This is a genomic window from Rhodococcus sp. SG20037, assembly GCF_031763325.1.
GTDB classification, from domain to species: domain Bacteria; phylum Actinomycetota; class Actinomycetes; order Mycobacteriales; family Mycobacteriaceae; genus Rhodococcus_F; species Rhodococcus_F qingshengii.
This window is the reverse complement of record NZ_CP134497.1, coordinates 5,263,174-5,276,830: the sequence shown is the minus strand read 5'-3', so window position 1 is coordinate 5,276,830 and position 13,657 is coordinate 5,263,174. Positions and strand designations below refer to the sequence as shown.

The 13,657-nt window shown below is 61.8% G+C and carries 14 protein-coding genes and 1 pseudogene; 12 read left to right on the top strand and 3 right to left on the bottom strand.

What is annotated here, in order from left to right:
* The first annotated feature begins 31 nt into the window (after positions 1-31).
* Positions 32-436: an EVE domain-containing protein gene (locus tag RHP72_RS24215; RefSeq protein WP_030535154.1), complete on the top strand. Its 405-nt coding sequence runs from the start codon at positions 32-34 to the stop codon at positions 434-436.
* Positions 437-448: 12 nt separating this feature from the next.
* On the top strand, positions 449-895 hold the full coding sequence (locus RHP72_RS24210; protein ID WP_165638910.1) for a MarR family winged helix-turn-helix transcriptional regulator: 447 nt from the start codon (positions 449-451) through the stop codon (positions 893-895).
* Between the two features lie 6 nt (positions 896-901).
* Here RHP72_RS24210 and RHP72_RS24205 read toward each other — a convergent pair whose 3' ends face one another.
* The gene (locus RHP72_RS24205; protein ID WP_003939740.1) at positions 902-1,555 is read right to left on the bottom strand and encodes a TetR/AcrR family transcriptional regulator; all 654 of its coding nucleotides are present in this window, start codon (positions 1,553-1,555) and stop codon (positions 902-904) included.
* 94 nt (positions 1,556-1,649) lie between these two features.
* On the opposite strand from RHP72_RS24205, the gene RHP72_RS24200 reads away from it, so the two are divergent.
* From RHP72_RS24200 to RHP72_RS24160, 9 genes and pseudogenes are all read left to right on the top strand, one after another.
* A complete protein-coding gene (locus RHP72_RS24200) occupies positions 1,650-2,111 on the top strand; it encodes a MaoC family dehydratase (protein WP_047271233.1) in 462 nt (153 codons plus the stop codon).
* 28 nt (positions 2,112-2,139) lie between these two features.
* Complete coding sequence (locus RHP72_RS24195) at positions 2,140-3,312, top strand: acyl-CoA dehydrogenase family protein (RefSeq protein WP_050656415.1); 1,173 nt, start codon at positions 2,140-2,142, stop codon at positions 3,310-3,312.
* Between the two features lie 9 nt (positions 3,313-3,321).
* The gene (locus RHP72_RS24190) at positions 3,322-4,455 is read left to right on the top strand and encodes an acyl-CoA dehydrogenase family protein (RefSeq protein ID WP_063315797.1); all 1,134 of its coding nucleotides are present in this window, start codon (positions 3,322-3,324) and stop codon (positions 4,453-4,455) included.
* 130 nt (positions 4,456-4,585) lie between these two features.
* Entirely contained in the window at positions 4,586-6,514 is a 1,929-nt protein-coding gene (htpG, locus tag RHP72_RS24185) for a molecular chaperone HtpG (protein WP_063315798.1), read from the top strand.
* A gap of 154 nt (positions 6,515-6,668) precedes the next feature.
* Positions 6,669-7,208 (top strand): DinB family protein, encoded by a 540-nt coding sequence (locus RHP72_RS24180; protein WP_063315799.1) that lies wholly within the window; start codon positions 6,669-6,671, stop codon positions 7,206-7,208.
* Positions 7,209-7,300: 92 nt separating this feature from the next.
* Positions 7,301-8,881, top strand: coding sequence for an FAD-binding oxidoreductase (locus RHP72_RS24175; protein ID WP_063315800.1), 1,581 nt, complete (start codon positions 7,301-7,303; stop codon positions 8,879-8,881).
* Positions 8,878-9,795, top strand: a complete 918-nt coding sequence (locus RHP72_RS24170; RefSeq protein ID WP_007731349.1) for a diacylglycerol kinase — start codon at positions 8,878-8,880, stop codon at positions 9,793-9,795. Before RHP72_RS24175 ends, RHP72_RS24170 begins: the two co-directional genes overlap by 4 nt.
* 46 nt (positions 9,796-9,841) lie before the next feature.
* Positions 9,842-10,583: pseudogene (locus tag RHP72_RS24165) on the top strand (ion transporter).
* Positions 10,584-10,630: 47 nt separating this feature from the next.
* On the top strand, positions 10,631-11,317 hold the full coding sequence (locus tag RHP72_RS24160) for a TetR/AcrR family transcriptional regulator (RefSeq protein WP_058226231.1): 687 nt from the start codon (positions 10,631-10,633) through the stop codon (positions 11,315-11,317).
* 6 nt (positions 11,318-11,323) lie between these two features.
* Here RHP72_RS24160 and RHP72_RS24155 read toward each other — a convergent pair whose 3' ends face one another.
* A complete protein-coding gene (locus tag RHP72_RS24155; RefSeq protein ID WP_054781212.1) occupies positions 11,324-12,508 on the bottom strand; it encodes a metallophosphoesterase in 1,185 nt (394 codons plus the stop codon).
* 123 nt (positions 12,509-12,631) lie between these two features.
* On the opposite strand from RHP72_RS24155, the gene RHP72_RS24150 reads away from it, so the two are divergent.
* On the top strand, positions 12,632-13,261 hold the full coding sequence (locus tag RHP72_RS24150) for a GyrI-like domain-containing protein (RefSeq protein ID WP_311093919.1): 630 nt from the start codon (positions 12,632-12,634) through the stop codon (positions 13,259-13,261).
* Positions 13,262-13,264: 3 nt separating this feature from the next.
* Here the strand turns inward: RHP72_RS24150 and RHP72_RS24145 are convergent, their stop codons facing one another.
* A complete protein-coding gene (locus RHP72_RS24145; RefSeq protein WP_029256216.1) occupies positions 13,265-13,657 on the bottom strand; it encodes an RNA-binding S4 domain-containing protein in 393 nt (130 codons plus the stop codon).

Here is a 13,657-nt window from a genome sequence, read left to right as displayed (position 1 = left end):
AATGTGCTTTCGGTTCGCCAGGGGGCCGGCGATGAATGCCTGGTTAGGGGTTGTCTCTGCCGAACATGTGCGTCGCGCAGTGGATCTCGGTATCGCACAGATCGGGCACGGAAAGAGAGCTGGTTTGGTACGGATGAAAGCAGGTGACGTGCTGGTCTATTATTCGCCGGTCGAGTCCATGGGCGACCGAGATCCGTTGCGCGAGTTCACAGCTCTCGGTGTGATCGAAGAGGGTGAGATCTGGCAGGCGGACGAGGGGTGTTTCAAGCCGTTTCGGCGGCGAGTTCGGTACGAACAGTTCAACCCCGTTCCTCTCGACGCAGTCCGGAGTCGATTGGCGCTGACCTCGGCACCGAATTGGGGGTATCAACTCCGGCGTGGCTTGATTCCGTTGGATGACAACGACGTCGAGGTTCTGCGTTCGACGACGAGCTGACACACTGGCGCTGTGGCGAAGAAACTGGAAACCGACTTCGAGGACGCGGACGAGAGTCCCGGTCTGATGTTGTGGCGTGTCACCAATGCTTGGCAAGCCTCGATTCGCGTGGCGCTGCGACCTTTCGACCTGACCCACGTGCAGTTCGTTCTGCTCGCCGCACTGACCTGGCTGGATGCAGAGACGCCGATAACTCAACGCGGTCTTGCCGAGTACGCGCGCACCGACGCGATGATGACGTCACAGGTGATTCGGACCCTCGAATCCAAGGGGTTTGTCGAACGACGTCCACATCCGACGGATGCTCGTGCTCGCTCGCTTGCCGTCACGCCGGTGGGTGCGGCCTTGGCCGGCAGGGCGAACCGCGCGGTGGAATCTTCGGACCGGGAATTCTTCGCCGCTCTGGGGGATCGTCAGGCGGCCTTCGTCGCGATGCTCGGCACGCTTGATCGACGGTAACAACCCTCAGTTTCGAGGAGGTTGCTCTGTAGTTCTCTGCAGCAGTGCGTATTTGGCGTCCAGCCCGTCCAGCAGGGATTCCAGTGCGAGTTCGAAGCTGGCGCCGTCGATCTCGGTGGCACGCTCACGCAACAGGTGTGCTCGTGTGAGGTGCGGGTAACGCTCGGCGTAGATAGCGGGATCGTCCACGAATCCGCCGGAGAACGTTGCCGTCGCAGCACCCATGACCACGTACTTGACGGAAGCGCCGATCAGCGTTGCCGTGCGCTGCGGCCATCCGGCGCGCACCAGGCCGCCGTGGATGGCGTTCGCGCGATCGAGGGCGATGGGCCTGACGCTCGGACCGTAGGCCAGATAGGGAACGATGTTGGGATGCTTGCCCAGGGCGGCGTGGTAGGACCGCGCCCACGTGCGTAGCGCGCCGCGCCAATCGTCGGAGTCGAAGCCGCTCACGTCGACGGACTCCATGATGACGTTCGCGACGTCGTCGAGTAGCTCATCCTTGTTGGCGTAATGGCTGTACAGCGACGGTGCCTGCACGCCGAGGACGGTGGCGAGTTTGCGCATCGAGAAGTCGGTCAAACCGTTCTCGTCGACCAGTTTCAGGGCGGTGTCCCTGATGATCGGCTTGCTCAGTAGTGGAACCCGCGGTCGCGCCATCGCACAGAAACCTTTCGTCTGAGTACTGGACAACCTTACACTGTGAGTTTATTATCCAATTAACCTAACAGTGTTCGGGAACGTGGAGGATCAGATGACACGGGTGTTCGAGAACAAGTCCGATCTCCTGGGGGCGGTCGGTGAAACGCTGGGCTCGAGCGAGTGGGTCGAGGTCACCCGCGAGATGGTCCATCAATTTGCCGACGCGACCGGTGACCATCAGTGGATTCATGTCGACGACGAAAGAGCCAGGCGCGAATCACCTTTCGGTGGACCAATTGCGCACGGGTATCTGACGCTCTCACTCCTGCCGCTTCTGTCGAAGTCCGTGTATCGCATCGACGGCGCGAAAATGGTCGTCAACTACGGGTCCGACAAGGTTCGATTCCCGAGTCCGGTGCCAGTCGGGGCCAAGGTTCGAAATACCGCAGTGCTCTCCGCAATCGAAGAATTGCCGAACGGTTCCCTACAGAGTCAGATCACCAACACCGTCGAGATCGAAGGCGTGGGCAAACCTGCCGTCGTTGCGCAGACCGTCGCGCGAATCTTGTTCTGAAATCCTGCAAGAAGAAAGCAGACTCCACATGAATCTCGAACTGACCACTGAGGAAGTTGCGTTCCGCGAGGAGATGCGAAAGTTCTTCACCACCGAATTCTCGCCCGAACTTCGAGCACGTGCAGCGGGATTCGGAAAGCTGACGCGTGAAGACATCGTTGCGGGCCAACAGATTCTGAACGCACACGGACTGGCGGTTCCGCACTGGCCGGTCGAATGGGGTGGCAAGGACTGGACTCCGGTACAGCGCCACATCTATTCCGAGGAAATGCAGTTGGCGTCGGTACCCAACCCGTTGCCGTTCAACGTGAGCATGGTTGGGCCCGTTATCGCTGCCTTCGGTTCGCAGGAGCAGAAGGAGAAATTTCTCCCCGCTACGGCCAACGCCGATATCTGGTGGTGCCAGGGTTTTTCGGAACCCGAAGCCGGTTCGGATCTCGCTTCACTCAAGACGGCCGCTGTTCGTGACGGCGCAGACTACATCGTCAATGGTCAGAAGACGTGGACTACTCTCGCGCAGCACGCCGAGTGGATCTTCTGTCTGGTTCGTACAGATGCCAGTGCTCAGAAGCGGCAGGCCGGAATTTCGTTCTTGCTCATCGATCTGGCAACTCCCGGCATCACGGTTCGCCCCATCAAACTGATCGACGGCAGCGTCGAGGTTAACGAGGTGTTCTTCGACAACGTCCGCGTCCCTGCGGAGAATCTTGTCGGCGAAGAGAACAAAGGCTGGGACTACGCCAAGTTCCTGCTCGGCAACGAACGCACGGGCGTCACGCGGGTCGGGTTCTCCAAAACTCTTGTCGCCACGGCAAAAGAGAAGGCGCGGGAAGTTCGCGTTGGAACCGGCACCCTCCTCGATGATCCGTTGTTCGCGGCTCGGTTGGCTGAGCTGGAAAACGATTTGCTTGCGCTGGATCTGACTCAACTGCGAGTTGTGGCGAGTTCGGCAGACGGCAAGCCGAACCCGGCGTCCTCGCTGCTCAAGCTCCGCGGCTCCGAATTGCAGCAGGCAGCAACGGAATTGCTGATGGATGTTGCGGGTCCGGACTCGTTGCCGGTGAATACGGTCGAGATCGACTCGCCGGAGTGGGCGCAGCAAGCGGCGCCGCGCTACCTGAACTACCGGAAGGTTTCCATCTACAGCGGATCAAGTGAGGTGCAGCGCTCCATCATTGCCTCCTCGATTCTCGGATTGTGAGCATCTGACATGAATTTCGAACTCGATGACGAGCAGACGATGCTTCGCGACACGACGCGCGAATTGCTCAACCGCAGCTACGACGCGGAGAAGCGTAACGCCACCTCGGCCACTGACGAGGGATGGAATGCCTCGGTGTGGAAGCAGTTCGCCGAGCTCGGGCTGCTCGGCCTGCCATTCGCGGAGGCCGACGGCGGGATGGGCGCTGGGCCGGTCGAGACCATGGTCGTGATGACCGAACTGGGCCGCGCGCTTGCACCCGAGCCGTATCTGGGTGGTGTTCTGATCCCCGGCGGTTTGATCGCGGCTGTCGGTTCGGCAGATCAGCGGGCGCGGCTCCTGCCGGCGCTCAGCGACGGGACCACTCTGTCGGCCTTCGCGCATACGGAACCCGGCACGCGCTGGCCGGTCGCCACCGTCACGACCACGGCGTCGCAGTCGGGATCGGGGTGGACTATCACCGGCGTCAAGAACCCGGTCCTGCAGGGCGACAGCGCGCACGTCGTGATCGTCAGCGCCGCACTTCCAGACGGGGGCACCGGGCTCTTTCTGGTAGATGCGGAAAGCGCGGGTGTCTCATGGAGCAAATACGCAACTCACGACGGCCGTCGCGGTGCGCAGTTCACGTTCACCGATGCCGCGGCCGAACAGCTTGGTGAGGGCGGCGATGTCACGGAGGCGATCGTCGAAGCAGAGGTTCGGGCGCAGGCAGCTCTGTGCGCCGAGGCGATCGGGATCATGACCGAAGCTCTGCGACTGACGACGGAATACCTGAAGCAGCGCAAGCAGTTCGGTGTTCCGCTCGCGAAGTTCCAGACGCTGACTCATCGTGCGGCCGACATGTACGTGGCGCTCGAACTGGCGAGCAGCATGAGTCTGTACGCCACCATGGCCATCGCCGACGGAGTGATCGATCCGACCATCGCGTCGCGAGCGAAGCTGTCTGTCGGTCGCGCCGCGCATCAGATCGGTCAGGAAGCAATTCAGATGCACGGTGGTATCGGTATGACAGCCGAGTATCCGGTCGGGCACTACGTCTCGCGGCTGGTGGCCATCGAACACACTTTGGGCGCATCTGACGATCACCTCAGGGTGCTGGCCGCCGGCGTCTCGAACTATTCGATGGTGAACGTCACCGAGTAGATCGGTGGTGAAGATAACGGGAGGTCACGCGCAGGTCGCGTGGCCTCCCTTGTCTGTGCGGGGGCCGACCCGCGGTATTCGCGGTCAAGTAAAATTCCTGTGATCAGTCCGAGAAGAGAAAGGGATCGAAGTGACCGCGCATACCGAGCAGCTCGAGTTCCAAGCAGAAACACGTCAGCTGCTGGATCTGATGGTTCATTCAATCTATACGAACAAGGACAGCTTCCTTCGTGAGTTGATCTCCAACGCTTCGGACGCGCTGGACAAGCTCCGCCTCGAGTCGTACCAGGACAAAGACCTCAACGTCGACGTCTCCGATCTGCACATCGAGATCGACATCGACAAAGCGGCGCGCACCCTCACGATCCGCGACAACGGCATCGGCATGTCGCGTGACGAGGTCGTCGACCTGATCGGCACGCTCGCCAAGTCCGGCACCGCCGAGGTACGTCGTAAGCTCAAGGAAGCCAAGGATGCAGCGGCATCGGAAGAACTGATCGGTCAGTTCGGCATCGGTTTCTACTCCACGTTCATGGTCGCGGACAAGGTCACGCTGCTGACCCGCCGTGCCGGTGAAGATCACGCGACGCGCTGGGAATCGACCGGCGAAGGCACGTACACGCTCGAGCATGTGAACGAGGCACCGCAGGGTAGCTCCGTGACCCTGCACCTGATGCCCGAGGATTCCGAGAACGGCCTGCACGACTACACGTCGGAATGGAAGATCAAGGAACTGGTCAAGAAGTACTCCGACTTCATCGCGTGGCCGATCCGCATGGATGTCGCTCGTACGTCGACGCCGGCCGAGGGCGAGGAGCCCGAGGTCACCATCGAGACCGAGACGATCAACTCGATGAAGGCGCTGTGGACTCGCGCCAAGGACGAGGTGTCCGAGGACGAGTACAAGGAGTTCTACAAGCACGTCAGCCACGCCTGGGACGAGCCTCTCGAGGTCATCCCGATGAAGGCCGAAGGTACTTTCGAATACCAAGCGCTGCTGTTCATTCCGTCGACGGCGCCGTTCGATCTGTTCATGCGTGAGCGCAAGGCCGGGATCCACCTCTACGTCAAGCGCGTCTTCATCATGGACGACTGCGAAGAGTTGGTGCCCGATTACCTGCGCTTCGTCAAGGGCGTGGTCGACGCACAAGACCTCTCGCTCAACGTCTCTCGTGAAATTCTGCAGCAGGACCGGCAGATCGCTGCCATCCGTCGTCGTCTGACCAAGAAGGTCCTCTCGACCATCAAGGACATGAAGGCGAACGAGCCGGAGAAGTACTCGACTTTCTGGACCGAGTTCGGACGCGCGCTCAAGGAAGGCCTGATGGCCGATGCCGACAACCGCAAGACGCTGCTCGACATCTCGTCCTTCGCCTCGACCAACAGTGAAGAGGGCGTGACCACTCTCGCCGAGTACGTGGAGCGCATGAAGGACGGTCAGGAACAGATCTACTTCATGACCGGCGAATCTCGTCACCTCATCGAAAGCTCGCCGCACATGGAGGCTTTCAAGGCCAAGGGCCTCGAGGTTCTGGTACTTACCGATCCCGTGGACGAGATGTGGGTCGACGCAGTCTCGGACTTCGACGGCAAGACCTTCCAGTCGATCGCCAAGGGCGAGGTCGACCTCGACACCGAGGACGAGAAGAAGGCGGCCGAGGCCGAGCGCGAAGAGAAGGAAAAGGAATTCGGCGCGCTACTGACGTGGCTGACCGAAACCCTGTCCGAAGACATCAAGGAAACGCGTCTCTCGACGCGCCTGACCACGTCGGCTGCCTGCATCGTCGGCGACGCGTTCAGCATGTCTCCGACGCTCGAGAAGATGTACAAGGCTTCGGGTCAGCCTGTTCCACACAGCAAGCGCATTCTCGAGCTCAACCCGGAGCATCCGCTTGTCTCGGGTCTGCGGGAGGCGCAGGCCGCCAATGACAATGCAGAGAACCTGACGGAGACGGCTCAGTTGCTCTACGGCATGGCGTTGCTTGCCGAGGGCGGCGAGCTGAGCGATCCGGCGCACTTCACGCGCCTGCTGGCCGATCGTTTGGCCCGCACAGTCTGATCTCGTCTAGCTCGCTCGAACTCCCGGCACTCACCTTCATCGGTGGGTGCCGGGAGTTTTTTCTTGATCGTTTTCTAATGAGGACCGTTTCTGTCCGCAATAACTTCTAACGTAGTTCTCACAGGGCACGAACCCACGAGCGAAGGAAAACATCATGAACGCACCGATCACCACCGTCACCGGCGAGCGCGCGGATCTCCTCCAGAGCCTGCGTCGGCATCGTGAATTCCTTCTCTTCACCGTCAAGGACCTCACCGACGAGCAGGCCGCTTCGAGGCCGACCGTGAGTGAACTGTGCCTCGGCGGATTGATCAAGCATGTGGGTCAGGCGGAAAAGGGATGGGTCGACTTCATTCTGGAAGGGCCGGCCGGACTTGGTGGGGACTTCGACCCGACCCAGTGGTCGGAAGAGATGCAACAGGAACGGGCGAACGAATTCGCCATGGTCGAGGGTGAAAACTTGGCAGGCATCGTTTCCGAGTACGAGGGGATCGCGGCCAGGACCGACGAGTTGGTGGCCTCGCTGGACAGCCTCGACATCTCGCATCCACTGCCGTCGGCGCCGTGGTTCGAAGCGGGAGCTCGCTGGTCAGCGCGGCGCGCATTGCTGCACATCATCGCCGAGACGGCCCAGCATGCGGGCCACGCGGACATGCTTCGCGAAGCCATCGACGGTTCCAAGACGATGGGTTGATGGATGGATTGATCCACCGGGATGTTTACACATCACACAAATATGTAACACTAGTGTCTATGAGCACCGAAAAGTCTGCCTTGCAACCGCCGATGCAGTGGGACGCCTGGGGCGATCCGGCCAAGAAGCGTGAACTGTCGGACGCAGTCACATCATTGTTGACCGGATTTCTCGGTGTCTCCGCACCGACTCGATCGCGTCTCGCCATCGAAGACGTCCAGGTGGCTCCGTCCGCTATGGCCCAGTCGCATGTCGAAGCGCTGTCCGGGCTGGTCGGGGCCGAGTACGTCAGTACCAAGGATTCCGATCGAATCCTTCGGGCCGGTGGCAAGAGCACCCCGGATCTGCTTCGCCGTCGTAGCGTCGAGCCGCAGGACGCACCGGACGCAGTCGTCACTCCAGGGACAGACGCAGAGGTCGAGCAGGTTCTCCGATACTGCTCTGCCAACCGGATCGCAGTGGTCCCGTTCGGTGGTGGCACCAGCGTCGTCGGCGGGCTCGATCCCATTCGTGACGGGTTCGAAGCAGTTCTTTCTCTCGATCTGCGCAGGTTCGATCAGCTTGTCGGGTTGGACGAGGAATCGGGCATTGCGACGTTCGGCGGCGGAACTACCGGCCCACGGGCCGAGGAGCTTCTGCGTGAGCACGGTTTCTCGGTCGGGCACTTCCCGCAGAGCTTCCTGTTCGCCACTCTGGGCGGGTTTGCCGCCACCCGGTCTTCGGGGCAGGCGTCGGCTGGATACGGGCGCTTCGAGGACATGGTTCAGGGCCTCACCGTTGTCACCCCGAGTGGAGTGATCGAGACCGGGCGTGCGCCGGCATCCGCTGCAGGCCCCGATCTGGGTGAGCTTTTTGTCGGCTCCGAGGGCACCTTCGGCGTCATCACGCACGTGCGTGTGCGGGTTCACCGTCTGCCCGAGACCACCGTGCGCGAAGGGTGGAGCTTCCCCGACTTCGCCACCGGCGCAGCTGCATTGCGTGAGCTTGTCCAGGAAGGATCGGCTCCGACCGTGCTGCGGTTGTCCGACGAGGCCGAGAGTGGCGTGAATTTGGCGACCACCGACAAGATCGGCGAGAACGCCTTCACCGGTGGTTGCCTCGGCATCACTACCTACGAGGGCACCGCTTCGCACACCGCTGAACGGATGGCGGAGGCCCGAGCAATTCTCACCGCTCACGGCGGCACATCGCTCGGCGAGGAGCCCGGAAACAGCTGGGAACACGGGCGATTCGATGCACCGTATCTGCGTGACGCTCTCCTCGATGTCGGTGCGCTGTGTGAAACCCTCGAGACGGCAACCACCTGGGGTAACCTCGCGAACCTGCGCTCCTCGGTCACCGAGGCGCTGACCAAGGCTCTCGTCGAGCAGGGGACTCAGCCGCTCGTGATGTGCCACATTTCGCACACCTACAAGACCGGTGCTTCGCTGTACTTCACCGTGGTCAGCGCGCAGACCGAGGATCCGATCGCTCAGTGGCACAAGGCGAAAACTGCCGCTGGCGATGCGATCATCGCCGCCGGTGGCACGATCACCCATCACCACGCTGTCGGCGCCGATCACCGCCCATGGATGAAGGACGAGATCGGTGAACTGGGCGCGAACATCCTTCGCGCAGTGAAGAATGCAGTGGACCCTGCCGGCATCCTCAATCCTGGAAAGCTGATTCCGTGACCGAAACCCGCAGTCAGATCGAGAAGGTTACCGTCCTGATCAATCCGATGGCGGGACATGGTCACGCGCCTGCGGCAGGACGCAAAGGTGTTGCGCGACTGCGCGCTCGGGGAGTTGCCGTCACCGAGATCATCGGAACCGACGCCGACGACGCCAAGAAATTGGCCCGTCGTGCGATCGAGGAGGGTACCGACGCGCTGGTGGTGGTCGGCGGTGACGGTGCCATCAGCATCGGATTGCAGGCTGCCGCGTTGACCGATACTCCTATCGGGCTCATCCCGGCGGGCACCGGTAACGATCACGCCCGTGAGTTCGGCATTCCCACAGGCGATCCCGAGGCAGCCGCCGATGTGATCGCCGACGGCGTCGTGCAGCAGTCCGACCTGGCGAAGATCACGCTGGCCGACGGTTCCGTCGTCTGGTCGGGAACGATCATCGCGAGCGGATTCGATTCGCTGGTCAGTGAACGGGCCAATCGGATGTCGTGGCCCAAGGGACCGATGCGCTACAACTTGGCGATGCTCGCCGAGTTGGCGAAGATGAAGCCGCTGCCGTACCGGATCGAACTCGACGACGAGGTCATCACGGTGGACGCGACGCTCGTGGCTGTCGGCAACGGCCGCTCGTACGGTGGCGGCATGCTCATCACTCCGGGCGCGTCGAAGTCTGACGGGTTGCTGGATCTGACCGTCGTCGGGCACGGTTCGAGGTTGCGTCTGGTGCGCCTGTTTCCGCGGGTGTACAAGGGAACTCACGTCTCCTTGGATGCGGTGCAGACGTATCGGTCGAAGAAGGTGCGGTTGGTCTCCGAGGGCATCATCGCCTACGCGGACGGCGATCGGGTGGGGCCGTTGCCCATCACGATCGAGGCAGTTCCCACGGCGCTCAACATCTTGACGCACACTCGGATCTGAGTCGGTTCTGCCGGGCACTAGGTAGCGGTGGTGTCAGACTTCTCGGATGAACGAATCGACGAAGTCGGCGCACCGCCGCGCTGCGTGGACGTTGGAGAAATGGCAGCTAGCCATCGACATCCCGTTGACCGCTGCGGCCTGCCTGTTCTTGGTGGCGTACGCGTACCAAGTGCTGGCGCAACCGACGGGCCTTCCACATCGTCTGACCGAATGGACGATGTGGGCTGCGTGGGTCGTTTTTGCCGTCGACTACGCAGTTCGCCTGTGGTTGGCACCTGCCCGCGGTCGCTGGTTCGTCAGGCATCTCTTGGACTTGGCGATGGTGGTGTTGCCCATGCTGCGTCCGCTGCGCCTACTTCGGTTGGTCACACTGCTTGCGATAGTTCACCGCTCGAGCGGGCAAAGCTTGCGTGGACGGGTGGTTATTTACGCCACTGGTGCCACGGCCTTGCTGATCGGTGTCGCGGCGCTGGCCATGCTCGATGCCGAGCGTCACGCGCAGGGCGCTGCCATCACGTCGTACCGCCGGAGCATTGATGATCGGCGGAATTGCGTTGCTGGGCATCGTGACTGCCACACTCGCTTCCTGGTTGGTCGAGCGCGTGGCGGAACAGGACGAGGCATCCCAGGCCGCGACGCGTAAGCAGGTGGCGGACCTGTCCGAGGAAGTCCGAGCCTTGGCTGCCCGCACTCACCGGGTTGATCTCGCGTCTGTCGATACCGATTCGCTGCGTCGTGAATTGGCGTCGAGGGGAGTCGTGGCGCAGCACGCGTCTTCGGACAACTGACATGCATCGCAGCGAACAATAGAACGATGGTCTGATAATCTTGCGTGATGGTGGCGACCCACGGATTTCAGCGCGCGCGCAGGCCTGAGCAGATCGAAGCGCGTCGGTGCGCGATTCTCGATGCGGCCCGCGCGATGCTCGGGTCCAGGCCCGTCGCCGACATCAGCCTGCGTGAGCTCAGTGAGAGCGTCGGACTGGCGAAGTCGAACGTGCTTCGCTACTTCGACAGTCGCGAAGCCATCTTTCTCGAAGTGCTCGACGAGAACTGGGTTGCGTGGTTGGACGGGTTGTCCGAGTCGTTGACTCCGGCCGGTGACGAGTCACCGTTCGCCACTGAAATCCATGTGGCATCGACGGTTGCGGAATCGCTTGTCGCACAGCGTTTACTGTGTGAGTTGATGAGCGTCATGGCAGGTGTCCTCGAAAGAAACATCTCCGTCGACTTCGCCCGTGACTTCAAGAAGCGGGCAACGGTCAACTCGGGAAGGTTTGCGTCGCTGATTCATTCGCAATTGCCTCACCTCTCGGAGGGCGACGCGGCTCAATTCGCCAAGGTAACCCTGGTGATTGTTGCAGGCTTGTGGCCGACTGCCGAGCCTGCCGAATCCATGGTCGTCGTACTGAACGAGATGCAGGCGCCCCCTGCTGCCGACATGTTCGCAACCGGCCTACGTGAAGGTCTGATCAATCAGCTCGTCGGGCTGTCGGCGCGAGCGGCAACCCGAACGAGCTGAGCCCGTTCAGGCGCTGTGCAGCGTCAGGACGGTGATCTCGCTCGGTGCGAACACGCGGAATGGTGGACCCCAGAACCCGGTTCCGCGGCTTGTGTACAACTGCGTGCGGTCGCCGTGACGGGTGAGCCCGTGCACCGAAGGTTGATCGAGTTTGACCAGAAAGTTGAAGGGCCAGATCTGTCCGCCGTGGGTATGACCGGCGAGCTGCAGATCCACTCCCGCGGAAGCGGACTGAGTTACCTGCTTCGGTTGATGGGCGAGCATCAGGATCGGCAAATCGGGGTCGGTGCCGGCAAGGGCCATATCGAAGTTCGCGCCGTGACCGTCGAGCTTCGATCCCAGAGCGGTGGCGTCGTCGACTCCGGCGATGACCAGGTTGTCGCCGCCCTTGGTGACGACGAGGTGCCGGTTGTGCAGGGCATCCCAGCCGATCGAGGTCATGTAGTCGAGCCACTCCTGAGCCTCGTGGAAGTACTCGTGATTCCCGGTGACGTAGACACGAGCGAGTCTGGCTTCCACCGACGCGAGTGGGGTGGCTTGGCCGAGGCGCTGCTCCACTGTTCCGTCGGCAATGTCACCGACGTGGGCCACGATGTCGGCGTCGAGTTCGTTGACTGCCGCGATCACGCGCTCGGACCACTTCTCGCGATTGATCGGGCCGAAATGGGTGTCGGTAATTGCGACTACCCGAAGCTTGTCCATTCCCGCTCCGAGGCGAGGGATGGTGACGTCGACGTGCTTGATCCGTGGCAGTCTCATGGCTTCCCGATAGCCCCAGATCAGCAGAACGGCCGAGGTGATCAGTGCCGCAACGGCGACGATTCTCGATCGAAGCGGGTCATCCACGCCGCCGACGAGCAATCCGAGCCTCAGGACTTCACCGAGCAGGGTCCACACGAACACGACCCAGATGATTCCGAGGAGGGCGTCGCCGACCAGGCGAACTGGATCGCGGTCAGTGTGTCCGTGGCTGAGCATCATGGTGGCAGGCAGGGTGATCAGGAGGGCGGCAAATAGAACGGTGCCGAAAACTGCCACCGCTGTCGGCCAGTCCGGCCGGACGAACAAGCTCCACCACGGGTACACGAACAACAGAGCCAAGATCGACGCGACAATCGCGGATATGGCAACGATCCGCAACGGTCTGCGGCGCGGAACTCGAGCGACGTCGGTCGCCTGGGGTGTAGTCACCCCGTCCAGAGTAAAGGTCCACTGGTCTATTAACAAGGGGACGGTGGTCCGCTATCGGAATGTCGGTGTTCTCGGATAGGTTTCCGAACGTTGAAACTCGGCCAGTGATCAGGTGGGTGGCGCATGGAGAAGTACGACGTCAAGAAGGCACACAAGGATCTCTATTCCCCCGGGCGCAGCGATTTTGCCCTCGTGACCGTCCCACGCTTCGGCTACTTCGCCGTCGACGGTCACGGTGATCCCAACACTGCCACCGAGTACTCCGAGGCGCTCGAAGCGCTGTATTCGGTGTCCTACGCGACCAAATTCGCGAGCAAGAAGGAACTGGATCGCGACTTCGTCGTGGGCCCGCTGGAAGGGTTGTGGCGGGCAGATGACCCCGAGGTGTTCGTGACGCGGGACAAGTCGTCGTGGGATTGGACGATGATGATCTCGCAACCGGAGTGGATCACGGAGACCGAACTGTCTGCGTCGATTGACGCAGTCCGGGCCAAGGCAGTGCGGGCCAAGAAGGAGATTGCCGCTCTCGACAAGGTCAGGTTTCTCGAGTTGGAGGAAGGTCTGTCCGTCCAGATTCTTCACGTCGGCTCGTACGACGACGAAGCTCCTACCCTGGACCGGCTGCACAACACGTTCATCCCGTCGAACGGCCTGAGCTTCAACGGCGATCATCACGAGATCTATCTCAGCGACGCTCGCCGTACACCGCCCGAGAAACTGAAGACGGTTCTGCGTCAGCCTGTTTCGAGGTAGCAATCAGGGCTCGAGGCCGCGCAACTTCTCGAGGTCGCGTCGCTCGCGTTTGGTCGGTCTGCCGGCGCCACGATCACGTCGCGGAATGGACGCGATCAGTTCGGGCGGTGGTGGGGGCGGCGAATTGTCCTGCAGGCAATCGGCGGCCAGCACGGCGCTGACTCGCTTCGTGATCGGCTTGACCACGACGACGATGCGCTCGATGCCGGATACACGCACCCGCACCTCGTCGCCGGCTTTCACCTGCTGAGCCGCCTTTGCCGACGTTCCGTTGACCCGAACGTGTCCCGATCGGCAGGCGGTCGCCGCCTGCGAGCGTGTTTTGAACAGCCGAACCGCCCACGTCCAGCTGTCCACGCGGACACTGATCGCGTCGGAGGGGAGTTGGGCTGGCAC